Below are 22,557 nucleotides of genomic sequence, written 5' to 3'. Positions count from 1 at the left end.
GTGCTGTTCCAGCTTAAGGGATGAGAGAAGCTCGAAGTCAACGCGTTTCGCGGCGCCTTGGGAATCGGGGGCTTCGTTGCCCGGGCAGCCGTCCGGGCCTTATAATGGCTTAGAGTAACTCTAAGCTTAGCGGCGGCGAAAGGAGAGATGCGGCATGGGGTACACGGTCAAAGAAGCTGCGGAGAAGGCGGATATTTCGCCGTATACGCTGCGGTTCTACGAGAAGGAGGGCGTGCTGCCGAGCGTCGAGCGGGACGCGAACGGCGTGCGGCTGTTCAGCGAGGCCGACCTCGAATGGATCGAGACGGTGCAGGCGCTGCGTTCCACGGGCTTGTCGCTGGCCGAGATCAAGCGGTACCTGGCGCTGTACAAGGGCGGGGAGGCGACCTTAGGGCAGCGGAAAGAGATGCTGACCCTTCAGAGGAGCAAGGTGGAGGACCAGATCGGCAAGTTGATGAAGACGCTGGAGCGGCTCAATTACAAGCTGGCCTTGATCGACGCGCAGGACAACCGGTTCGACAAGCTCCCCTGACGGCAGCGGTCAGGTCGGCACCTTGGAAGGCAAACCCGGCTTCGTATGATTTGCGCCGCAGGTCTTTCGCTGCGGGGCATGCCGAACGCGGACGCAATAACGAATAGCAGACGCAATAACGAAAAGCGGTCGCAGTAACGAAAAGCGGAAAGCAGACGCAGCAACGAAAAGCGGACGCAATAACGAAAAGCGGGAAGGCAGACGCAGCAACGAAAAGCGGACGCAATAACGAAAAGCGGGAAGGCAGACGCAGCAACGAAAAGCGGTCGCAATAACGAAAAGCGGGAAGCCAGACGCAGCAACGAAAAGCGGTCGCAATAACGAAAAGCGGGAAGCAGACGCAGCAATCGAAAAGCGGACGCAATAACGAAAAAGAATCCTGCGCGTGCGCAGGATTCCGCTCCATAAATTGCCGTTATCTTGCCGGCGGCCGAAGGGTGATGAGCCAACCCGCCCGGGCCGAATGTCCATGGCCGGCGCGGCTCAGGCGCGGCGAGCGGCGGCTAGAGGCCGCGCTTTATTCGCCGTCCGTGGGCAGCTTCTTGCGGAGCTGCTCCAGCTGCTCGTCGACGAGCGAAGACTTCGACGGGCCGGGCGTGCCGGCATACGTCGAGCCGCTGCCGTAAGCGGCGCCATAGCCCTGCGCGCCGAACGGGCCGCGGGACGCTTCGATGTGGGCTTCCCACTGCGCGATCTTCTCCTCCATGCGTTGGAAGCCGCGGGACGCGCCGCCGCCGTCCAAAATGTTCGGGCCCACGCTGAAGCTCGGCATGGACGTGCGCGATTTGGCGGCGGCTTGCTGCATGCGGTTCACCAGCTCGTCGCGCTTCTTCAGCAGCTGCGGCAGCTCGGCTTTGGCCGATTCCAGCCGGATCGTCAGCTCGGCGATTTGGCGTTTGGCGTTCTCGTGCCATGCGCCGTATTCCCGTGCTTTCTCCTCGTAATGCAGCTTCGCCGTCAGCGCCTCGCGGGCATGAGCCTCCTGCCCGGCCTTCATCGCGTCCAGCGCGCGGGCCTCGCTTTGCTCCGCCAGGATGGCGGCTTCCTGCGCCTGCTGCTGCACGCCCTTGGCGAGCGCCTCCTGCTTCAGCAGCTCATGCTGCGCGTTCGCGATCTCGTCCTGCATGCGGCGCACGTACTGGTTCATCATCATGGCCGGGTCTTCCAGCTTGTCGAGCAGCTCGTTGGCTGCGGCTTGCGTCATGTTGAACAGGCGGTTCAAAATTCCCATTTCGCTCATCTCCTAGGTAAGGTGTTCGAATTTGGCGTTTCTTATGAGGCGTTCGTAGGTGATGCGGATTGGCCAGGCGCGATCGGCGGTTAACCGTAGTACCGGAACGGATGGTCCGGCGTCATGACCTCGAACGGCGCTTTCGGCACCAGCACGCTGGCGACGACGTAGACCAGCAGCGTGGCGCCGAAGCTGAACACGCCGGATACGAGAAGGAGCAGCCGGACGATGGTGGGGTCGACCCCGAGCCAATCGCCGATGCCGCCGGCGAGTCCGGTCAATTTACGGTTCAGCGTGGAACGGTACAGCTTTTTCATAATGAAATCCTCTCCTTTATTGGTGTGCGCTTATGTGGAAGACCTGCTTGCTTGCGAGCGTCTTTGCGACTGTGTCAACCGATATCCTTATCTTAAAGGGAACGGGGAAGCGCCGAAACGGTCCCGCGGCGGTTTTGGCATCTGGCCTTAAGGCGGGGAACGGCTACGACCTAAGACGGCCCGGCGGCACTAGAAACGCCCGCATCGCCGGCCAACCGGGCGGGATGCGGGCGTGAATGAACGGCCTGCCGGCGCGGTGCGCGCGAGTCGTCGGCGCCTCGAAACCAGGGATTCGGGTCCGGCGAACGAAGGTCGAGCGGCAGCAGAAAGAGACTCGCATCTTGCTGCTTTCACGCAGCGGACGCGAGTCTTCATCCCAATTAAATCTTCAATTAAAGCTTTAGGATAAGGCCTCCATAAAGTTTAAAGATAAGGCTCCCATTAAGCCCCCATCAAGGCTCCATCAAGGCTACCATCAAGGCTCCCCTCGAGGCCCCCATCAAGGCAGCAGCTTCACGACGGAGAAGTTGTCCTCGAGCAGCAGCCAGTTTTGCGGGAAGCTCAGGCCGAGCTTCCAGTAGCTGATGCCCCGCAGCTTCAATTCCTTCAGCAGGTCGAACTTGGCCTGGATCGAACGGGCGTCCTCGAACCAGACGCGGTGCTCCTTGCGGTTGTCGTCCCAATAAGTGAAATGGGGCGCCTGGGCTTCCGCGTCGTACAGAATCTCGGCGTTCCGCTGCCGCGCGAGCGAGATGGCCGCCTGCGGGCTGAGCGCCTTCGCATAAGGCCCGCCGTACACGTAGGGCAGCGTCCAGTCGTAGCCGTACAGATTCTGGCCCATGAGGATCTTGCCCGCGGGCATCTCGGTCAGCGCATAGTCCAACACGTCGCGGACGGGACCGATCGGGGAGACCGGCATCGGCGGACCGCCGCTGTAGCCCCATTCGTAGGTCATGATGACGACGAAATCCGCGATTTCGCCGTGAGCCCGGTAGTCGTGGGCTTCGTACCACGCGCCCGCTTGGTCCGCGCTCGTCTTCGGCGCTAGCGCCGTGGACATCGTCAGGCCCGCGGCGCGGATCGGCCCGGCGGCCTTGCGCAGAAACGCGTTATACGGCTCGCGGTCCGCCGGAAGAAGATGCTCCAGATCGAAATGGACGTCGAGGAACCGCAGCCGCTTCGCCGTCGCGACGATGTCGGCGATCAGCTTATCCTGCAGCGCGGGATCGCTCAGAATCAGATGCCCGAGCTCGTCGCTGAACTGATCGCCTTCGAGGTTGGTGACGGCCATCATCGTCGCGGCTTGCCGCCTCGCCGCGATGTTCGCGAGATCGCCGAGCGGCGGCGGCTTCACCGTCCCGTCCCGCTGGATGCGGAAGCTCGACGGGGCCAGGTACGTCAGCAGGGGCGCCGCGTCGCGGGCGGCTTCCGTCAACGCGGCGGACACCGCCGACGGCCCGGGGTCGAGGTACGCGTTGACGTACGCCTTGCGCTTCGGCGCCGGCGGAACGTACAGCCCTGTCCCGGCTTGGAGCACCGCGCCGGGCGCGATGTCGTTGACGGCGGCGAGCTTGGCCGCAGTCGTGCCGAACCGGGCCGCGACGGACGTCAGCGTGTCCCCGCGAACGACGAAGTAGTAGCTTCCCGCGACGGGAATGACCAAAGCCTGTCCGATCACCAGCGTCTGCTCCGGCGATAGTTCGTTGGCGGACGCGATCGCGTCCACCGGAATGCCGTATGTCCGCGACAGCCGCCACAAGGTTTGACCGGCCCGCACGACATGGATTTGCATGGTGGTTCCCTCCCCGGTTCGGCCGACGAATCCCGTAAACGCCTCTTCTAGCGTATTCGTCCGCTCCTCGCCGCATGACCGCGATTTCGCGCCGCCGGCCGGAGGGGGGGCGTTATTTGGCCGGAATTTGAGCGTTGACGCCGTTGATGACGGCGGTTATGCCGTTCTCGTAGCCGACGATGCGCGACTTCTGGTCCGCGATGCCCTTGGACGACGAGACGAGCGCGTTCAGCGCCTCCAGCGTGCCGGCGAAGGAGCCGCTCTTGACGCAGGCGTTCATCGTCTTCACGACGCCGGGGATGTTCTTCTTCATGCCGGAGACGGCGGATTGCGCGACCTTCGTCTGATCCCGAAGCGGGTCGATCGCCGCGAGCTTCGTCTTCAGCGCCTTGACCGTCTTGGCGGTCGACGCCTTGGCGGCCTTCAGCGCGTCGTCGCGCATCCGGATTTCCGCGCGGGCCAGCTGTACGGCAACCTTGACGGTCTCCGCCTGGCGCGAAAGGACGGCTGTCAGCTCCTTCAGCTTGAGCTTGCGGGCGTCCGCGATCCGCTTGTTGAGCGACGTGTAGAGGTCGAACAGCGGCTTGTACTTCTCGCGCGCCGCGTTCGCTTCGTTGGCGAGCCGGGCCAGCTTCTCGGCGTCGATCGCTTTGATCCGCTTGTTCGCGGCGTCCAGCAGCTGCCCGTTGCTCGCGTGCAGCGACTTGTAGCGCTCGTCCAGGCTCGTCTCCTGCCGCTGGTACGATTGCAGGGCGAGGTACTGGGCGTTCAGCTTGTCCTTCGTCGCGGCCGGCGCGGCCGCGATATGCTTGGTCAGCGCCGTCTCGGCGGTCTTGGATATCGAGACCGAGGCGGCGGAGGCCGAGCCGGGAATCAGCAGGGCGAAGGCAAGCAGCGCAAGCAGGATGGATGAAAACGCGTTCATTCTCATAGCATTTAACATAAACTTTTTTCCTCCTTTGCCGCGGATCGCTTCGGCAGAACGCAAAAAACCCGTAAGAAAGGCATGATGCCTTTGCTTACGGGTGCTTCCGTCGTAAGTGAACGCGAACATATGTTTTTGTTTACTATAACCGATCCCGCGGGGTTCGTCAAGCCGGAAGGCGAATGCGGATTGCCCGATTTTTGCGGCATACGTTATAATCAAAGCATGTAAATCGCTGGAAACGCATGCCGGATGCTTCAGTCACGCAGATTGGCGGACACGCAAATCGAACGATTTTCAGGGAGGCTGGGACGATGAACAATCAACCGGATCGCAAGCTGATTTTCGTATTCACGGGACCGGACGGCTCCGGACGCAAAACGGTGGCGGACAGCGTCGGCACGACGCTCGGCATCGCCAAGGTGCTTTCGTACGCGACGCGCAAGCCGCGGCCGGGCGAAGTGAACGGCCAGGACTATCATTTCATTACTCCCGAGCTCTACGAGCAGCTCGAAAGCTCGGGCGACTTCATCGAGAGCATCGCTTTGAACGGGAACCGCTACGGCCTGCGCGGCATCGACATCGAGCAGCGACTGGGCAAGGGCGGCAGCATCTTCCTCATCGTCAACCCCGAAGGCGCGCAGCTGCTGAAGGAGCAGTACGGCGACCGGCTCGTCCGGCTTTTCATTTACGCGGACAGGCGCACGGTGGAAGAACGCCAGAAGGAATCCGGCGTGGCGCCCGGCATCGTGCAGGCGCGCATGAACCAGTACGAGTCGGCGATCGCCTACCAGTCGAGCTGCGAGCACGCCTTCGAGAATTACGACCTTGCGCATACGGTGTTCGAGATCACGAACACGCTGGAGCACTATTTGCAGCGCAACTTGGTGGAGCGGGATTAACCGTTCCTGCCATCGCGTTTGGCCTCGGGCCGCCCCTTCGTCCGCGAAGGAGCGGCCTTTTGCGCTTTCCGCCGCGTCAGCGCCCCATCTGCGACCGGTACGCCGTCGGCGCCGCGTCCGCGAATTTCTTGAAGATCCGGGAGAAATAGAACACGTCGGAGTACCCCAGCAGCCCCGCGATGTCCATGACGCTCCTGTCCGTGTTCAGCAGCAGCTTCTTCGCCTCCGCGACCTTCAGCCGGTGCATGAATTCGCCGAGCGGATGGCCGGTGTAATCGTGCACGATCCGCCGCAGCGTCGGGACGGAGATATGATGCCTCGCGGCGATTTCCGCTCCGCTCGGCTTGCCGTAGACGGCGCCGGCGAGATCGTCGAGCAGCCGGTGGACGAACAGCGCGCGGCTGTCCGTCTCCGCGCGGCTGAAGCGCAGCGACATGTCGAAGAGCAGCGCTTCCAGCGCGAGGGCGGCGCGGTCCTGATTGGCCGGGACGGCGCTGTCGAGCAGCCGGAAGATGAGTTCGATTTTGCCGGAGAAGCTCTCGTCGGTGCCGACCGGCCTGACGGTCTCCGGCTCCCCGTACCAGCCGGCCAGCCATTCCTGCACGCGCGCGCCCTCGAGCGAGAAGTAATATTCGTCCCAGAAGCCGCCTTCCTCCGGCCCGTATTGGAACGTCTCGCCGGGATACAGGCAGAACAGCGAGCCGGCTTCCACGGGCTGCCGCGGGCCGCTCCCCGCCTGGTAATAGCCGCGTCCCCCGCCGATATAGACGAACGCCCAATGCTCGAACCGGGCGTCGGTCCGCTGCTGGATGCGGCCGGGCAAATGGCCGGCGCCTTGGATGACGAGCGACTGCACGCGCAGCTTCTTCAGATCGATGACGCCGCCGAACAGCCGGATGGGCAGCGGGCTGATCATATTATCCATGTAGGTTGGCATAATGTGCATTCTCCCGTTGGAAACGACGTGGTAAGGTAGAGGCAGGTTTAATTACGATAGTCATGCTTACGTCTTGCAAGGCCATTATAGCCGGCGTTGGGGCCGGAGGGGAAGGGAGCATTTTATCGTGGCGACGGAGAACGGCAAGCTGCGCGTGGGCGTCATCGGCGCGGGATCGATTTCGGGGTTGCATTTGGAGGCGTACAAGCGGTGTCCGGACGCGGAGATCGTGGCGATTTGCGACTTGAACGGGGAGCGCGCCCAAGCGGCGGCGGACAAGTACGGCGCGGCGCGGGCGTATACGGATTACCGGGAGCTGCTGGCGGATCCCGGCATCGACGCGGTCAGCGTCTGCACGTGGAACAACACCCATGCGGAGATCAGCATCGCCGCGCTGGAGGCGGGCAAGCACGTCCTGTGCGAGAAGCCGATGACGCGGACGGTCGAGGACGCGGAGCGGGTGGTGGAAGCGGTCCGCCGCTCGGGCAAGGTGCTGCAGGTCGGCTTCGTGCGGCGCTACGCCGGCAGCGTGGACGTGCTGAAGCGGTTCATCGACGCGGGCGAGCTGGGCGAGATTTACTATGCCAAGGCATCGTGCCTGCGCAGGCTGGGCAATCCCGGCGGCTGGTTTTCGGACAAGGAGCGTTCCGGCGGCGGGCCGCTGATCGACCTCGGCGTCCATATCATCGACATCTGCTGGTATCTGATGGGTCGGCCGAAAGTGGTATCCGTCAGCGGCAACACGTACAACCGGCTCGGCAACCGCGCGCATATCCAAAACCTCTCCTTCTATAAAGCGGCGGATTACGACGCGTCGCGCAACGACGTCGAGGACGCGGCGAACGCGGTCATCCGCTTCGAGAACGGCGCGTCGCTGATGGTCGACGTCAGCTTCACGCTGCACGCGGCGAAGGACGAGCTGTACATCAAGCTGTACGGCGACAAGGGCGGCGCGGAAGTCGAACCGGCGCTCCTCGTCATGTCCGAGAAGCACGACGCGATCATCAACGCGACGCCGCAGATCGACCATGCGAGCTTCGACGCGACGGAAGCGTTCGGCCGGGAGATCGCGCATTTCGTGAACAGCGGCCTCGGCCGCTGCGAGACGCTCAGCCCCGTGGAGGACGGCCTGGAAGTGACGCGCATGCTGAGCGCGGTGTACGAATCGGCGGCGTCCGGCAAGGAGATTCGGTTCGACTAAATTCGGTTCGGCCAAAGCCGGCTGGCCGGCCGATGGGCGGGCAAGCGGCTCGCCCCGGGGCGGCTGCGAAGCGGAAGGCTCGTTTGCGCCCGTCCCGGCGCGGGTAATTTTCGAAGAGACGAAGGGATGATGGACATGGCGAATCCGCTTAGCAATAAAATCGGCGTCATCGTCGACAGCTTCAACGTCGGCGTGCGCGAAGGACTGCGCAAGGCAAAGGACGTCGGCGCCGAAGGCGTGCAAATCTACGCGGTATCCGGCGAGATGGATCCGGCTCGCCTGGACCAAGCGGCGCGCCGGGAGCTGCGCGGCTTCATCGCGGACTTGGGGCTCGAGATCTCGGCCCTGTGCGGCGACCTCGGCGGCCACGGTTTCCAGGACGCGGCGGCCAATCCGCTCAAAGTCGAGAAGTCCAAACGGATTCTCGACCTCGCGGTGGAGCTCGGCACTCCGATCGTCACGACGCATATCGGCATCGTGCCGGACGACGAGCGGGGCGCGATCTACGCGGCCATGCAAAGCGCCTGCGAGGAGCTGGGACAGTACGCGAAGAGCATGAACGCGTACTTCGCGATCGAGACGGGACCGGAGCCGGCGGCGCATCTGAAGCGGTTTCTGGACACGCTGAGCACGAACGGCGTATCGGTCAATTTCGACCCGGCGAACATGGTCATGGTGACCGGGGACGACCCCGTGCAGGGCGTCGTCACGCTGAAGGACTACATCGTGCACACGCACGTGAAGGACGGCCGCCGGCTGCGCGCCGTCGATCCGCGCGAGGTGTACGGCTTCCTCGGCTACGAGGGCATGTCTCACGAGCAGATCGCGGCAATGGCGTCGGGCGGTCCGGATTTCGCGGAGCTGCCGCTCGGCGAGGGCGACGTCGATTTCGGCGCGTATTTCAAGGCGCTGCAGTCGATCGGCTACGGCGGCTACCTGACGATCGAGCGCGAGGTCGGCGACAACCCGGAGCAGGACATCCGCAAAGCGGTGGAATTCATTAAACGGTACCGGTAAGGTACCCGGAAAGGCGGAAACGCGGTTATGAAAATCGGGGTCAGCGTATGGAGCTGCCATCACTATTTGCAGGACGGCACGTGGACCAATGCCGACTTTATCGACTACGCGGCAAGCGTCGGGGCGCAGGGCGTCGAGCTGCTGAGCATCTTCTGGAACGCCGAGACCGACGTTCCGGCGGTGCGCGAGGCGCTGGCCCGGACGGGGCTGGAACTGGCGTGCTTCGGGGCGTGCAACGACTTCGTCCGGCCGTCGGAAGCGGAGCGCGCCGCCGCGCTCGCGGATATCAAGAACTCGGTCGACATGGCGGCGCTGCTGGGCGCGCGGATCGTGCGCGTGTTCGCCGGCGACGTCAAGGACGGCATCGGCTACGACCAAGGCAAGACCTGGATCGCGCAGGGACTGACGGAAGCCGCGGCGTACGCGCAGAGCCGGGACATCGTCCTGTGCCTCGAAAATCACGGCGTGTTCGCCGGCCGGAGCGAGCAGGTGCTGGAACTGATCCGGCAGGTGGACTCGCCGGCGCTGCGCAGCACGTTCGACATGGGCAATTTCCTGCTCGTGGACCAGGAGCCGGGGCCGTCCTTCCAGGAGCTCGGGCCGTATATCTCGCACGTGCACGCCAAGGACTTCAAGCGGGTGCCGGAGGGCACGCCGGGAACGTACCGCACGCTCGGCGGCCAGGCTTATTACGTCGGCGTGGCGCCGACGGAAGGAGACGCCGGCGCGGCAGACATCGTCGCGCGGCTCGAGGGCATCGGCTACTTGGGCTGGCTGAGCGTCGAGTACGAAGGGCAGGAAGAGCAGAAGGCGGGCACGGCCAAAGCGGTGAAGCTGCTGCACGGCCTCGTGCCGGATTCGAAGAAGCACGCGTAGCTTCGCGGCGATGCGGGTAATGATCCTTGTACGCGATCGCGACCGGTCGCCGAAAGCGAGGGGATAGCCCATGAAGCCGCTAGTGAAGCGGGAACTGTTCGGCGTGATGCATTACGTCCGGGATTTGGACCATGCGAGCGCCTGGTACTGCGAGAAGCTTGGCCTCGAGCTGCGGGGCTACGGCAAGAACGATTTCGTCGAGCTCGGCCTCGGCGGGGAGTACGTCATGCACCTGTTCAAGGACGAAGCCGCGCAGCCGGCGCAGCGCGCGTCGTTCGCGTTCGATACGCCGGATATCGAGGCGGCGCACGGCATGCTGCACGACAGAGGCGTGACCGTCGGTCCGCTCGCGCGCTATAGCGACCATGCGGCGTTCACGTTCCGGGATTGCGACGGCAATCCGCTGATGATGTGCCAATATTTTGATAATCGGGACCCCGTCTGAACGGGGCGCCGCGAAGTCCGCGGCGGTTGCGATTCCGGGCCTTGAAGGCCACGGCGCAGCCGCCGCGGGCTTTTTTGTTTCTGCCAAATACTTGCTGTTTGGTTAACGAATCGCGAAAGGCATGCAACCTTTTTCCGGGCTCCGGCGTCAACGTGTAAAAGATGGTTCACCTACCGAAAGGAGCGCTGCACATGGCCAATCGTTACCCTAAATTGCTCTCGGCCGCGCTTGCGGCCGCGGCGCTGACGGGCGCCGTCGCCGCGGCGCCCGCTTCCGCGGCGCAGCCGGCCCAAGCGCCGGCCGCCGGAACGGCGTTCAGCCAAATCATCGCCGGCAACTACTATTCCGCCGCCCTTCGCGCGGACGGCACCGTGTGGTCGTGGGGCCGCAACCTGTACGGCGAAATCGGCGTGCTCGCGCAAAACGCGGTGACGAGCATCGCGGCGCCGGTCCGGCTGCCGAACTTGTCCGGCATTGCCGCCATCGCGACGAACGGAAGCGGCATGAACGTCGCGCGCAAGGCGGACGGCACCGTCTGGGAATGGGGCTCCGTGCCCGGCCTGAAGCCGACGCCGCGTTCTTCGACGCTGCCGGCGCAGGTGCAGGGCCTCGCCAACGTCACGGCCGTGACCGCCGTGGAAGCGGGAACCGGCATCGCCCTGACCGGCGACGCCCGGCTGCTGACCTGGTCGCATGCCGGCGCTGACGGCAAGGCGGCCGTAACCGCCGTGCCCGGCACCTATAAATGGACGAATCTGATCGCCTGCGGCGATCTGGCATTCGCGCTCGATGCGTCCGGCGGCGTATGGGGGCTCGGCGTGCGCCGGGACGCGAACGGCGTAACGACGCTCGCGCAGCCGTTCAAGCTGGCGGGACTGCCGGCCATGAAGCAGCTGTCGGCGCAAGCGAATTACGGCCGGCTGTACGGCGTGGACCGCAGCGGCGGCGCGTGGACGTGGAAGCTGGACCTGTCCGCGTTCCATCGCGAAGGCAAGCCCGGGGCGGCGCGCGTCGACGGCAAGCCGGCGCGGCTGTATCCGCAGCTGAAGGCGAAGGAAGTGCAGGCCGGCGGATACGGCCTCCTGCTGATCGAGAACGGCGAGGTGTGGACGATCGGCAAAGGCCCGAACGGCCAAGAAGGCCGGATCAAGGGGCTTTCCGGCATCGTCTCGATCGCGTCCGGGGGGTACCATGACCTCGCGCTGGACGCCAAAGGACGCGTCTGGGGCTGGGGCGCGGACAATTGGAACGAGACGGGCAGCGTCCGGCCGTCCGGCGACGGGATGCTGTACGCGCCGACGCCCGTTCAGCCGGCGATCGACGTTTACGTGAACGGCAAACGGCTCTTGTCTCCGTTCCCGGCCCGAATCGACGGGGGGAACGTTTCGGTCCCGATGCGGGACGTCCTGCAAGCGCTGGGCGGCAGCTTCGCGGTCGCGCCGGATTACGCGACGACGCTGACGTACGGCGGCTCGACGGCGGTGCTGACGCAGGGCGGCGGCATCGTCGACGGCAAGCCGGTCGTACTGGCGCCCGTGCGGCGGAGCTTCTCCGGGGTCTCGATGATTCCGGCGGGGCTGCTGAGGCAGTTGGGCGTACAGGCGGCGTGGGACGGCAAGCGCGGCGAGCTGAGGCTCGCCGGCCGCTGACGCGGCGGCGCTTCGCGGGAATAGGACGGGGACGGGAAGGTAATCATGCAAACGGAAGCCATAAGCAATTATATCGCCAACATGCAGCTGCATATATCGGAAGCCGCGTACTTTCAGAGTACGGCGAGCTGGCGTCAAACGGACGTGGTATCGGATTTCAATCGGCTTTATTATTTTTTGGGCGAAGGCGCCCAGCTCAAGATCGGGGAGGAGGAGCTGTCCCCGCGGGCCGGCCAGCTCGTCGTGCTGCCCGCCGGAACGACGCTGTCGGTCCGGACGATCGACAACCGCGAGTTCTCCCATTATGTCTGCCATTTCAACGCCAGATCCGGCGATCAGGAGCTGTTCGAGCTGCTGGAGACGCCCAGCTGCGTGACGGCGGCGAATCCCGAGGCGACGGCGCGCGCGTTCGGCGAACTGGTGCGCCACTACCGCGGCGGCGAGCTGACGTCGAACTTGCGGGCGAAGCTGCTGCTGCAGGAGCTGCTGTGCGAATTCCTGGAGCAGGGCGGGGGCGCGAACCTGCGCCGGCCGGCCGGCGGCCACGTGGATAAAGTCAGCCGGGTGCTGGCCTTCATCGACCATCACCTGTCGGACGACGTGACGCTTGAGCAGCTGGCGGAGCTGGCGCATTTCCATCCGAATTATTTCATCCGGTTCTTCAAATCGGCGACCGGGCGTTCGCCGATGCAATACATGAACCAGCGGCGGATGGAGATGGCGAAGCAGTGGATGGTCGAGACGAACATGTCCGTCTCCGAGGCGGCCGAGCGGGTCGGCAGCTCGCTCTATCAATTCTCCAAGATGTTCAAGCAGTACACGGGCTCGAGCCCGAGCGAATACCGCAAGACGATGCGCGCGCAGCCGAACGTTTGACGGCGGTACGTCGCGCGGCGGTACGGCCGCATCATGCGCGCGTGCCGCCGCCGCGTTCGGAAGGAAGCCTTCGGGCTTCCGGTCCGGGCGGCGGAAGCGCTGTCATCTTCGGCGCCCCTTAAGGTTTCGGTACCGGCAAAAGTCGGGTATAGGCGGAGTAACGGATATCGGGTATAGGCGGAGTAACGGATATGTTGTGTTAAATGAAGGCAATTATGCCTAAAGCGAAACCTTTCGCGCGAAGGACCCGTCTACTTACCAACGTGAACGGAGAGGGGGTGCCGGCCATGCGGCCTATGAAGCTGGCCACGGTCGTGCTGGCGTTGACGATCTTGGGGAGCGCGACGACCGTTCTGGCGGACAGCGCGGGCCGGCATGCCCCTTCCGGCGGGCGAGGCGCCGCCGGCGCGGCCCTAACGCCGGACGCAGCCCTGGCCTGGACGCATGCCGCGGATCAACCGGGCGACGAGGATTCGACGGGCGGCGGCAGGGTCGCCGCGGACGCGCAGCGGGTGTTCTTCCTGGAGCGCGGGAAGCTGAAGGCGGTCATGGCCGGCACGGGCAAAACGCTGTGGTCGTCCGGTGCCAAGCTGAAGGCGCCCCTGCTGGCCTCGGGGGGACGCGTCTATGCCATGTCCGAGGACGGCCGGGCCGTCGAGGTGGACGCCAAGACCGGCAAGACGTTATGGACGGCGGATAAGCCGGTCCCGGACGCCCGCAAGCTGTACGCGAACGGCGGACGGCTGTACGTCCAGGGCAGCCAGGTCGCGGCGTTCCGGCTCGCCGACGGCGCCTTCCTGTGGAAGCAGGGGGAGTTTTACGGCGATCTGCTGTTCGCCGGGCATTACCTGTTGGCGTCGAGCGTCGATACGGGCGCTTACAGCTCCTACGTGCTGCATGCGATCGACGTTCGCAGCGGCAAGCAGTCGTGGCAGCTAGCGAACGAAAGCCTGCCCATCGACGTGCGCGGCGGGATCGCGTACGCCGCGCGGGAGCAGACGATCATGGATCACGCGCTGCTGACGACGCTGGACGCCATCGACCTCGCGACCGGCAAGATCGTCAAGTCCCGCGTGTACAATCCGGAAGGCGTCAATCCGGCGGCCGTGGTGTATTACGGTCCGGGACAGCTGCTGCTGCAGGGCGACGACGTCTTCGTCGGCTACGGCCACGCCGTGTACCGGTACCCGCTGAACGCGGATCCGTCCAAGGTCCGGCCCGACGTTTACGTCGCGAATCAGGCGAGGGGACTGCGGTACGCGGCCGGTCCGTACGACGGGCGGCTGCTGTTCTCCGACGGGGACGGCGTCTACGGCGTGAGGACGGCGGACGGCGCGCGCCTCTCCTACAACGCGGGGCTCGAGAAGCCGATCGCGCGCTTCGACCTCATCGGGCAAGGCCTGTACGTCGCCCAGACGGACGGGGCGCTGGCGGTCGTCGACCTCGCGTCGGGACGGCCGGCGATGCGGGTGCGGACGGACGCGCAGGTGACCGGGCCGACGCTGAAGGCCGGCGCCATGATCATCGTCCAGGCGAAGGGCAGGCTGCTCGCGTTCAAGGAGCCGGCGGGACTGTCGGCGTAGCGAGCGGGCTGAGACGGAATGCCCGTGCGTATAGAAGAGCGGAAAACGGCAAACTAAGGAGCGGCGTCCCCGGCGGACGGCGCTCCTTTTGCGTTCCCGCCGAGGCAGCCGTTCATAAGGGGAAGCGCCGGATAAACTTTCGCTTTTCAAACGGTTTTTAATTGTTTAAAATAACATTGTATAAAATCAAACGAGGTGATTCGTGATGAGCGTTTTCGATTTCACGGTCAAGACGTCCCGCGGCGAAGCGAAGCCGCTGGCCGATTACCGCGGCCAGGTGCTGCTGATCGTCAACACGGCGACCAAATGCGGCTTCGCCCCGCAGTTCCGGGAGCTGCAGCAGCTGCACGAGAAGTACAAGGACCAGGGACTTACGGTGCTCGGCTTTCCTTGCAACCAATTCCGCGAGCAGGAGCCGGTCAAGGACAGCGAGATGCAGGAAACGTGCCAGATCAACTTCGGCGCAACGTTCCCGCTGCTCGGCAAGATCGACGTCAACGGCCAGAACGCGGACCCGCTGTACCGCTATCTGAAGAAGGAAGCGCCGGGCTTCTTCGGCTCGTCCATCAAGTGGAACTTCACGAAGTTCCTCGTGGACGCGGAAGGACGCGTCGTCAAGCGCTACTCGCCCGCGACGAAGCCGCTGAAGTTCGAAGCGCACATCCAGAAGCTGCTCGCGGGCGCCAAGAAAGGCACTCCGACCGGCTAAGGGCAGGCATGCAGGGCGCCCGCGGGCGGCCCGCGGCGGGAGCAACGGCGTGCCGGGCCTGCGCGGGGGTGCGGTCTTGCCGCGAGCCGACTGCGGTGGGGGCCAGTCGCGTGCCGGGCACGATACCCCGGCCGTGGCCGTTTTCGATATCGCCGGCCGATTTCGCGGACAGGAGATCCGCTATTTCGGCAAATTGGCCTTGTTTCGCCATTTGGCGGCCATGAGAGCCGTTATTCGCCATCATTGCGCCCCAATTAGAGCCCCGGAGCGCAAATAACGGAACGTGTGGCCGCACAATTGGCGATTACTCGAAAAAGCGAGCAATAGCGGCGCTCCTGTCCGGCAACGAGGCACAACCCGGCGAACAGCCGCTCGTGCCCGTTTCGGAGCCGGCCTGCGCGAGTCGATACGGCTTCCGACGCACGATGACCTTGGCAACTGCCTAACCAAGCAGCGAGTGCGGGCCTTCGGGCCGCAACTCGCAGCTCAAGCTGCCTGCCCCGCGCCTTCAGCGCCCGCTCAGACCAACCGGCTCCCCGGTTGGTCTTTCTTCCTGCCCGCGCGTTCGGCGCCCGTTCAGACCAACCGGCTCCCCGGTTGGTCTTCTTCCTGCCCGCGCGCCCGGCGCCCGCTCAGCCCAACCGGCTCCTCCGGTTGGTCTTTTCTTCCTGCCCCGCGCGTCCGGCGCTCGCTCAGACCAATCGGCTCCCCGGTTGGTCTTCTTCCTGCCCGCGCGTTCGGCGCTCGCTCAGACCAACCGGCTCCCCGGTTGGTCTTTCTTCCTGCCCGCGCGTCCGGCGCCAAGCCGCCTCTTCCGGCGCGGCTTTTTTCGCGGATGGCGCGATTTTCCGCGCGTCCGGCGCCGGAAAAACGCATGCCGGCATGCATCCGGCGAAAAAGGTGAAGTCGCCGAAAAAATCCCATTGAGCGCGGCGCGGGCGCGTTTTATCCTTATACAAAAGCGTTCGACGGAAAAAAGCGAAGGATCGGCGAGAAACGGGAACATTCGCCGCTGGCGTCGATTTCCGGTCGGACGGCGGTAGAATTACGCAGGCGAATGGTGTAAAATGGACATTTCTCGGGATTCGCGCCGACATGTCAGCTAATCTGCCATCGCATCGCCGGCTCCGGCAGGATCCGCGGTCCATGCGGACGATCTCGTTTTCTTCCTGGCAGGATGAATGTCGGCGCGTGGCCGGAAAGGCGGAGGAGATCCATGAACAGCAGCTGGTTTCGCAAATTGCTCTTATCTTATCTTCCCGTATTCGTCGTGGTCGTGACGATTCTGTTCGTCGCCTTCTTCCAGTCGCTGAGCGAGCAGAACCGGAAGGAGGCGCTGAAGGCCAACGCGTTTCTGGCGGAGCAGGCCGTGCGGTACGCGGACAATTCTTTGAAAGCGCTTGATTACCAGGTGCTGCGCGACACGCTGTCTTCCGCCGACCTGAAGCGGTTCTTCCGCACGAACGGCGACGACGTCTACGGCAACATCCAAGCGACCAAGAAAATCGACGACTGGAAGCTGAATTACGGCATCATCGATTCCGTTTATTTCATTCGGGCGAAGGACCGGTTCGTGCTGGGCGACGGAGCGGGGCAGCGCGCGGACTTCCCGGACGAGCCGTTCATCCGGCCGTATCTTGAGGGCCGAGAGGTCGCCGAGAAGTGGTCGGGGAAGCGCGCCTTCCGGCCGTACGCGGCAAGCACGCCGGCGGACGTGATCTCGCTCGTGCAGGGCTATCCGCTGTTCACGACCGACAAGCAGGGCTACATCGTCGTCAACGTCAGCTTGGCGAAGCTGAAGCAGACGATCGCGCCGATGTACAACCCCGAGCAGACGTTCATCCGCATCGGCGACCGGGACGGCGGCGTCCTGATGGACGACCTGCCCGTCGGGCAGCGGACGCGTAGCGTGCTGTCGCGCTACGTGTCGCCGTACACCGGTTGGGTGTTCGAGAGCGGTCCGGCGAGCGGGGGACTGTCCAAGTTCGCGCTCGACTTCTACAGCATCTGGATGATGACCGCCGTCGCCGTCGTGCTGCTCGGCGTCGCGTGGGTCGTGCACGTCACGCGCCGCAATTACCGGCCGATCAGCCAGCTGGTGTCGCTCATCCGGACGAGCGCGCTGCTGAAGCACGACATCGGGCCGGGCCGCAACGAGTTCGGCTTCATCCGCGGTGCGCTCGAGCACCTGATGGAGGAGACGACGCGAACGCGGCAGAAGGACAAGGAAACGATCATTTTAAGGAAGAAGCACCGGTTCCAGGAGGCGGTCGAAGGCATGGGGCCGATCCGCGAATCGGAGTGGCAGACGGATCTGCTAGCCTTCCATATCAACCCTGCCGGGGCGCTGGCGTTCATGCTGGAGCTGGAGATCGACCGGTACGCGCGGTTCGCCGAACGTTACGGGCTGCAGGATCAATCGATGCTGAAATTCGTCGTCTCGAGCGTGACGCAGGAGATCGCCGGCTTGGAAGGCGCCTCGGCTTGGGCCGAATGGGTGTCCGACCGCCGGCTGTCGGCGATCGTCTGGGTGCGAGGCGGCGAGGACGGGGGAGCGCTGAGCGCCGTCATCGGCGAGCAAATCGTGGAATGGGTGCGCGCGAACCTGTCGTTCACCGTCACGGCCGGCGTGCACGGCATGGCGGCGAACCTCGAGGAGATCCGCCGGTCGCACGCCATCGCGCGCAATCTGCTTCATCATAAAGCGGTGCTCGGCACGGGGCGGCTGCTCGTCTCGGCGGACGCGGACGGAACGGACTACCGCGCGCACGATTATTTCGGCACGATCCATGCGCTGACGCAGGCGATCCGGCTGGCCGACGGCGCGTGGCGGAAGCGGCTGGACGAGCTGTTCGGCCAAATCGCGGACGCCGTCTCGTCGCGCAAGGAGATCGAAAGCTTCATGCAGTTCCTGCACCAGCAGTTGAACCGCGCGTTCCTCGAGCTGTCCAAGGATTACCGGAACGTCTGGAAGGAAGCCGACGACGAGCTGCTGGAGCTGCTCGGCGACTGGGAGACGCTGGCCGAGCTGAAGCAGGGCTGCACGCTGATCTTCGAAGCGGCCGCCGGCCGGCTGCAGGCGCTGAAGGATTCGCAGCGGACCCGCACCGTCATCGCCGACATCCGGGCGTATATCGAGGACGATTATTCGAACCCGGAGCTGTCGCTCGATTACTTGAGCGACAAGTTCGCGATTCACGCCAAGAACATCAGCAAGCTGTTCAAGGAGGAATGCGGCTGCAATTTCGTCGATTTCCTGATCGGCTTGCGGATGGACAAGGCGAAGCAGCTGCTCCTCTCGACGGGCGACTCGCTGCAGGAGATCAGCGCGCAGGTCGGATATTTCAACTATAATTCCTTCAACCGGGCGTTCAAGAACGTGGCCGGCTTCTCGCCGAGCGATTACCGCAAGCAGCAGGCGGCCCGATAGACAGCGCAACCTCGGAATCGCCCGACCACGGCGGCTTTCGGGGTTGTTTACGTTTCGAGCGATAAGCACGGCAGCCGGCTCACGGCAGCCGGCTCGCGGCGGGCGGCACTGCCGTCGGATCGCCGCGTCCCGTCCTGGCGAATAACGCGAAGCGTAGAAAAACGAGAAGTCCCCGCACCGGCTCATCCGCGCCCGTCCCGGCTTACCCGCGCCCCGTCCCGTCCCTGCTTACCCGCGCTCCGTCCCGGCTCACCGCGCCCCGTCGCGCGGCGCCGCTGGAGAAAATTGCATGCTCCGCGAATCATACGCATTGCCGGTTCGCGGCGCGGCGGGCTAGAATCGGGCTATCGATCGGCAACGGCCGGCGCCGACGCGCGCCGACGCCGGGATCGCCGAGCGGGCATGATTCTTAGCGAAGGAGAGCTGCGGATGGCGCAAGCCTGGATCAAAGCGAAGCGAAGCTGGGAGCTGTATCTCCTGGTGCTGCTTCCGGTACTCTATCTGATTATTTTCCAATACATCCCCATGTTCGGGGTGGTCATCGCCTTCAAGGATTTCAACGTCGTCAAAGGGATTCTCGGCAGCCCGTGGGCCGGCTTCAAGCATTTCCACGAGCTGTTTCGCTCGCCGAACTTCCCGCTGCTGATCAAGAATACGCTGCTCATCAGCCTGTACTCGCTGCTGGCGGGCTTCCCGATTCCGATCCTGCTGGCGCTGGCGTTGAACGAAATTCGGACGGGCTTCTTCAAACGGTCCGTGCAGATGATTACGTACGCCCCCCATTTCGTCTCGACCGTCGTCATGGTGTCGATCATCATTCTGATGCTGTCGCCGCACGTCGGGGTCGTGGACCGGGTGCTGACGTTCTTCGGCTGGTCGTCGACGAACTTCATGGGCGAGCCCAAGCTGTTCAAGTCCATCTACGTCTGGTCCGGCGTCTGGCAGGAGATGGGGTACGCGTCGATCATCTACATCGCCGCGCTGGCCGGCGTCGATCCGTCGCTGTACGAGGCGGCGCGCATGGACGGGGCGTCCCGGTTCAAGAAAATTCTCCACATCGATCTGCCGTCGCTCGTTCCGATCGCGGTCACGATGCTGATCCTGAGCTTGGGCAGCGTCATGGCGGTCGGCTTCGAGAAGATCTACCTGATGCAGAACCCGCTCAACCTGAGCACGTCGGAGGTCATCTCCACCTATGTCTACAAGGTCGGCCTGGTCGGCGCGAACTTCAGCTTCTCCTCGGCGGTCGGACTCTTCAATTCCGTCATCAATCTCGCGCTGCTCGTCGCCGTCAACGCCGTCGCCCGCCGCGTGTCGGACAACAGCCTATGGTAGGAAGGAGGCCGCCCATGCCGGCCAACGTCAAGATTCGGGAACCGTTCGGCGACCGCCTGCTGCTCGGCGCGATCTACGCGCTGCTGGGCGCGATCACGCTGACCGTGCTCTACCCGCTGCTCTATATCCTCAGCTCCTCGCTCAGTTCGCCGAACGCGGTCGTGTCCGGGCAGGTGTGGCTGGTGCCGGTGGAGTTCTCGCTGCGCGCGTACAAGTCGATCTTCCAGAGCTCGCAGCTGATGCTCGGGTATTACAACAGCATCGTGTACACCGTCGTCGGCACGTTCATCAACGTCGCCTTCACCGTGCTGATGGCGTTCCCGCTGTCGCAGCGGACGATGGCGGGCCGCAAGTACGTCATGATCCTGATGATGATCACGCTGTTCTTCAGCGGCGGGCTGATTCCGACGTACCTGCTCGTCAAGAACCTGCACATGCTGGACACCCGCTGGGCGCTCTGGCTGCCCGGGGCGTTCTCCGTCTTCCAGGTCATCATCGCGCGCACCTTCTTCATGGCGTCGATTCCGCAGGAACTGCAGGAGGCCTCCCAGATCGACGGCTGCCGCGACACCCGGTATCTATGGAGCATCGTGCTGCCGCTGTCGAAGCCGATCCTCGCCGTCATGACGCTGATGTACGCGGTCGGCCATTGGAACGCCTACTTCGACGCCCTCATCTACCTGCGGTCGGAGCATCTGTTTCCGCTGCAGTACGTGCTGCGCAACATGCTCATCCTGAACGCGGCCGATCCCGAGATGCTGGCCAACACGGCGCAGCAGCTGCGCGACAAGGGCTTCGAGCAGGTGCTCAAGTACGCGCTGATCGTCGTCGCCTGCGTGCCGGTGCTGATCCTGTACCCGTTCGTGCAAAAGCATTTCGTCAAAGGCGTCATGATCGGCTCCTTGAAAGGCTGACGGCGGCGGGAACGGCGGACGCGGCGAATAGTAAGCACGGAGGTGAGGCGCGGCAGAAGGCGGCGAGACGTTCAAGGAAGGCAAGGGGGAGGCCGGCCCGGATACGCGGGGGGCGGACCGACATTCGTACGATCCAAGGAGGAGAGGGCAGGTTGAAAAAGTCCATATGGGTATCGCTTATGCTAATCGTGATCACGAGCCTCGCGTTATCGGGCTGCGGAGGGAGCGGTTCGGACAACGCCGGCGGTGCGTCCGGCACGGCCGGTTCGGCGGCGCCGGAAGGGACGGCGTCGAAGCCGGTGACGATCGGGTTCTTCGCGCCGCAGGGGAAGGCGCCGCTCGAGGATAACGATTACACGAAGTACGTCGAGCAGAAATTCAACGTATCCATCAAGTGGGACCTCGCGCCGACCGACGCGCTCGTCGACCGGCGGCAGCTGCTGCTCGCGAGCGGGGACTATCCGGAGGTGTTCCTGGAAGGGAAATTCACCAACGCGGACCTGCTGACGTACGGCAAGCAGGGCGTGCTGATCCCGCTGAACGGCCTGATCGACAAATACGCGCCGAACCTGAAGGCGATGATGGACAAGAAGCCGTACCTGAAGGAAGCGATGACGGCGCCGGACGGCAACATCTACGGCATTCCGCGCTTCAACGAATGCTATCACTGCACCTTCTCGCAGAAGTTCTGGATCAACAAGGAATGGCTCGACAAGCTCGGCTTCTCCGTGCCGACGACGACGGACGAGCTTTATGCCGTGCTCAAGGCGTTCAAGACGAAGGATCCGAACGGCAACGGCAAAGCGGACGAGATCCCGCTGACCGGCGCGCCGAACAAGTACGTCTGGAACGGCAACATCGACGCCTACCTCATGAACGCGTTCATCTATAACGATAACGACAAATATTTGACCGTCGCGGACGGAAAGGTCGATTTCGCGCCGAACAAGCCGCAGTGGAAGGAAGGACTCGCCTACATGCACAAGCTGTACGGCGAGGGCTTGATCGACAAGGCGTCGTTCACGCAGAACGATCAGGCGATCGGCCAGCTCGGCAACCGCGAGGGCGACGAGGTCGTCGGCTCCATCACGACGGCGCTGCTCAGTTACCTCGTAAACACATACGACGACACCATCACGCGCCACAAGCATTGGGTCATCGTGCCGCCGCTGAAAGGGCCGGAGGGCGTCCAGCTCGCGGGGATGTCGCAGGGCTTCGGCGAGTTCGCGATGGCGATCACGAACAAGGCGAGCGAAGCGCAGCAGATCGCGGCGATCCAAATCGCGGATTACGCCTTCAGCGAGGAAGGCGCGCTGCTGAGCGAATACGGCGTCAAGGAGGGCATCGGCTGGAAGAAGGCGGAAGCGGACGAGAAGAACATCGACGGCAAGCCGGCCAAGTACAGCTTCTCCAACCTGCAGCCGGTCGACCCGAACGTCGTGCGCAACGACAGCTGGACGCTGCTCGGGCCGAAGGACCTCTCGAAGGACTTCCGCGACCTGTTCGCGACGGCGCAGGATCCGCTGACCTCCGCCGGCTACGAGAAGCGTCTCGCCGACGCGACCAAGACGTACGCGCCGTACGCGCCGAAAGCCTTTTATCCGTCCAGCACGTTCATCCGTCCCGAGGACACGGACACGATGGCGCAGCTGTCGACGTCGATCAAGGACTACGTGCAGTCCAACATGGCGCAGTTCATCATCGGCGACAAGAGCCTGGACAAGGATTGGGACGCGTACGTGAAAGGGTTCGACGGCTTGAACCTCCCGCAGTACGTGCAGATCTACCAGTCGGCCCTAGAGAAAAAGTAAACCGGCGCATGCGCTCGAGCCGGCCTTCGGGCCGGCTCTCTTGTTTCGGAGCTCCGGGGCCGTCCCGAGGGAGGC

General features: G+C 64.0%; 19 protein-coding genes. 14 read left to right on the top strand and 5 right to left on the bottom strand.

Annotation, left to right across the window (positions count from 1 at the left end; genetic code table 11):
- The first annotated feature begins 154 nt into the window (after positions 1 to 154).
- The gene (locus I8J29_RS15560) at positions 155 to 532 is read left to right on the top strand and encodes a MerR family transcriptional regulator (protein ID WP_208848465.1); all 378 of its coding nucleotides are present in this window, start codon (positions 155 to 157) and stop codon (positions 530 to 532) included.
- A gap of 517 nt (positions 533 to 1,049) precedes the next feature.
- Here the strand turns inward: I8J29_RS15560 and I8J29_RS15555 are convergent.
- The 4 genes from I8J29_RS15555 to I8J29_RS15540 all read right to left on the bottom strand — a co-directional run bounded on the left by I8J29_RS15555 (position 1,050) and on the right by I8J29_RS15540 (position 4,815).
- The gene (locus tag I8J29_RS15555; protein WP_208848464.1) at positions 1,050 to 1,763 is read right to left on the bottom strand and encodes a PspA/IM30 family protein; all 714 of its coding nucleotides are present in this window, start codon (positions 1,761 to 1,763) and stop codon (positions 1,050 to 1,052) included.
- Between the two features lie 89 nt (positions 1,764 to 1,852).
- Complete coding sequence (locus I8J29_RS15550; protein ID WP_090639328.1) at positions 1,853 to 2,080, bottom strand: PspC domain-containing protein; 228 nt, start codon at positions 2,078 to 2,080, stop codon at positions 1,853 to 1,855.
- Between the two features lie 499 nt (positions 2,081 to 2,579).
- Complete coding sequence (locus I8J29_RS15545; RefSeq protein WP_208848463.1) at positions 2,580 to 3,872, bottom strand: glycoside hydrolase family 18 protein; 1,293 nt, start codon at positions 3,870 to 3,872, stop codon at positions 2,580 to 2,582.
- A 112-nt stretch (positions 3,873 to 3,984) separates the two neighbouring features.
- On the bottom strand, positions 3,985 to 4,815 hold the full coding sequence (locus I8J29_RS15540; protein WP_208848462.1) for a hypothetical protein: 831 nt from the start codon (positions 4,813 to 4,815) through the stop codon (positions 3,985 to 3,987).
- A 296-nt stretch (positions 4,816 to 5,111) separates the two neighbouring features.
- Between I8J29_RS15540 and I8J29_RS15535 the strand changes: the two genes are divergently transcribed.
- Entirely contained in the window at positions 5,112 to 5,699 is a 588-nt protein-coding gene (locus I8J29_RS15535; protein ID WP_090639326.1) for a guanylate kinase, read from the top strand.
- 76 nt (positions 5,700 to 5,775) lie between these two features.
- Here the strand turns inward: I8J29_RS15535 and I8J29_RS15530 are convergent, their stop codons facing one another.
- The gene (locus I8J29_RS15530; protein ID WP_208848461.1) at positions 5,776 to 6,636 is read right to left on the bottom strand and encodes a helix-turn-helix domain-containing protein; all 861 of its coding nucleotides are present in this window, start codon (positions 6,634 to 6,636) and stop codon (positions 5,776 to 5,778) included.
- A 127-nt stretch (positions 6,637 to 6,763) separates the two neighbouring features.
- On the opposite strand from I8J29_RS15530, the gene I8J29_RS15525 reads away from it, so the two are divergent.
- The 12 genes from I8J29_RS15525 to I8J29_RS15470 all read left to right on the top strand — a co-directional run bounded on the left by I8J29_RS15525 (position 6,764) and on the right by I8J29_RS15470 (position 22,482).
- A complete protein-coding gene (locus I8J29_RS15525; protein WP_208848460.1) occupies positions 6,764 to 7,837 on the top strand; it encodes a Gfo/Idh/MocA family protein in 1,074 nt (357 codons plus the stop codon).
- A 135-nt stretch (positions 7,838 to 7,972) separates the two neighbouring features.
- On the top strand, positions 7,973 to 8,854 hold the full coding sequence (locus tag I8J29_RS15520; protein WP_208848548.1) for a sugar phosphate isomerase/epimerase family protein: 882 nt from the start codon (positions 7,973 to 7,975) through the stop codon (positions 8,852 to 8,854).
- 27 nt (positions 8,855 to 8,881) lie between these two features.
- Complete coding sequence (locus I8J29_RS15515) at positions 8,882 to 9,730, top strand: sugar phosphate isomerase/epimerase family protein (protein ID WP_208848459.1); 849 nt, start codon at positions 8,882 to 8,884, stop codon at positions 9,728 to 9,730.
- Positions 9,731 to 9,800: 70 nt separating this feature from the next.
- Positions 9,801 to 10,175: a VOC family protein gene (locus I8J29_RS15510; RefSeq protein ID WP_208848458.1), complete on the top strand. Its 375-nt coding sequence runs from the start codon at positions 9,801 to 9,803 to the stop codon at positions 10,173 to 10,175.
- A gap of 191 nt (positions 10,176 to 10,366) precedes the next feature.
- A complete protein-coding gene (locus I8J29_RS15505; RefSeq protein ID WP_208848457.1) occupies positions 10,367 to 11,824 on the top strand; it encodes a stalk domain-containing protein in 1,458 nt (485 codons plus the stop codon).
- 45 nt (positions 11,825 to 11,869) lie between these two features.
- Entirely contained in the window at positions 11,870 to 12,700 is an 831-nt protein-coding gene (locus I8J29_RS15500; RefSeq protein ID WP_208848456.1) for a helix-turn-helix transcriptional regulator, read from the top strand.
- Positions 12,701 to 12,987: 287 nt separating this feature from the next.
- Positions 12,988 to 14,283 carry an outer membrane protein assembly factor BamB family protein gene (locus tag I8J29_RS15495; RefSeq protein ID WP_208848455.1) on the top strand — a complete coding sequence of 432 codons (1,296 nt, stop codon included), beginning with the start codon at positions 12,988 to 12,990 and terminating at the stop codon, positions 14,281 to 14,283.
- 205 nt (positions 14,284 to 14,488) lie between these two features.
- Positions 14,489 to 14,992 (top strand): glutathione peroxidase, encoded by a 504-nt coding sequence (locus tag I8J29_RS15490; RefSeq protein ID WP_208848454.1) that lies wholly within the window; start codon positions 14,489 to 14,491, stop codon positions 14,990 to 14,992.
- A gap of 1,216 nt (positions 14,993 to 16,208) precedes the next feature.
- Positions 16,209 to 18,422 carry a cache domain-containing protein gene (locus I8J29_RS15485; protein WP_208848453.1) on the top strand — a complete coding sequence of 738 codons (2,214 nt, stop codon included), beginning with the start codon at positions 16,209 to 16,211 and terminating at the stop codon, positions 18,420 to 18,422.
- 429 nt (positions 18,423 to 18,851) lie between these two features.
- Positions 18,852 to 19,757, top strand: a complete 906-nt coding sequence (locus I8J29_RS15480; protein WP_338113177.1) for an ABC transporter permease — start codon at positions 18,852 to 18,854, stop codon at positions 19,755 to 19,757.
- A 14-nt stretch (positions 19,758 to 19,771) separates the two neighbouring features.
- Positions 19,772 to 20,671, top strand: a complete 900-nt coding sequence (locus tag I8J29_RS15475; RefSeq protein ID WP_090639312.1) for a carbohydrate ABC transporter permease — start codon at positions 19,772 to 19,774, stop codon at positions 20,669 to 20,671.
- Positions 20,672 to 20,823: 152 nt separating this feature from the next.
- Positions 20,824 to 22,482: a type 2 periplasmic-binding domain-containing protein gene (locus tag I8J29_RS15470; protein WP_240546227.1), complete on the top strand. Its 1,659-nt coding sequence runs from the start codon at positions 20,824 to 20,826 to the stop codon at positions 22,480 to 22,482.
- The last annotated feature ends 75 nt before the right edge of the window (positions 22,483 to 22,557 follow it).

This window comes from Paenibacillus artemisiicola (genome assembly GCF_017652985.1).
Lineage (GTDB): Bacteria > Bacillota > Bacilli > Paenibacillales > Paenibacillaceae > Paenibacillus_Z > Paenibacillus_Z artemisiicola.
This window is presented reverse-complemented; position numbering and strand designations above follow the sequence as displayed.

Excerpts from the sequence above, each read along its gene's own strand:
- I8J29_RS15520 (WP_208848548.1), top strand. The coding sequence starts at position 7,973 with ATGGCGAATCCGCTTAGCAATAAAATCGGCGTCATCGTCGACAGCTTC.
- I8J29_RS15540 (WP_208848462.1), bottom strand. The coding sequence starts at position 4,815 with ATGTTAAATGCTATGAGAATGAACGCGTTTTCATCCATCCTGCTTGCG.
- I8J29_RS15490 (WP_208848454.1), top strand. The coding sequence starts at position 14,489 with ATGAGCGTTTTCGATTTCACGGTCAAGACGTCCCGCGGCGAAGCGAAG.
- I8J29_RS15535 (WP_090639326.1), top strand. The coding sequence starts at position 5,112 with ATGAACAATCAACCGGATCGCAAGCTGATTTTCGTATTCACGGGACCG.
- I8J29_RS15505 (WP_208848457.1), top strand. The coding sequence starts at position 10,367 with ATGGCCAATCGTTACCCTAAATTGCTCTCGGCCGCGCTTGCGGCCGCG.
- I8J29_RS15545 (WP_208848463.1), bottom strand. The coding sequence starts at position 3,872 with ATGCAAATCCATGTCGTGCGGGCCGGTCAAACCTTGTGGCGGCTGTCG.
- I8J29_RS15475 (WP_090639312.1), top strand. The coding sequence starts at position 19,772 with ATGCCGGCCAACGTCAAGATTCGGGAACCGTTCGGCGACCGCCTGCTG.
- I8J29_RS15495 (WP_208848455.1), top strand. The coding sequence starts at position 12,988 with ATGCGGCCTATGAAGCTGGCCACGGTCGTGCTGGCGTTGACGATCTTG.
- I8J29_RS15560 (WP_208848465.1), top strand. The coding sequence starts at position 155 with ATGGGGTACACGGTCAAAGAAGCTGCGGAGAAGGCGGATATTTCGCCG.
- I8J29_RS15480 (WP_338113177.1), top strand. The coding sequence starts at position 18,852 with ATGGCGCAAGCCTGGATCAAAGCGAAGCGAAGCTGGGAGCTGTATCTC.
- I8J29_RS15550 (WP_090639328.1), bottom strand. The coding sequence starts at position 2,080 with ATGAAAAAGCTGTACCGTTCCACGCTGAACCGTAAATTGACCGGACTC.
- I8J29_RS15515 (WP_208848459.1), top strand. The coding sequence starts at position 8,882 with ATGAAAATCGGGGTCAGCGTATGGAGCTGCCATCACTATTTGCAGGAC.
- I8J29_RS15555 (WP_208848464.1), bottom strand. The coding sequence starts at position 1,763 with ATGGGAATTTTGAACCGCCTGTTCAACATGACGCAAGCCGCAGCCAAC.
- I8J29_RS15500 (WP_208848456.1), top strand. The coding sequence starts at position 11,870 with ATGCAAACGGAAGCCATAAGCAATTATATCGCCAACATGCAGCTGCAT.
- I8J29_RS15530 (WP_208848461.1), bottom strand. The coding sequence starts at position 6,636 with ATGCCAACCTACATGGATAATATGATCAGCCCGCTGCCCATCCGGCTG.
- I8J29_RS15510 (WP_208848458.1), top strand. The coding sequence starts at position 9,801 with ATGAAGCCGCTAGTGAAGCGGGAACTGTTCGGCGTGATGCATTACGTC.
- I8J29_RS15485 (WP_208848453.1), top strand. The coding sequence starts at position 16,209 with ATGAACAGCAGCTGGTTTCGCAAATTGCTCTTATCTTATCTTCCCGTA.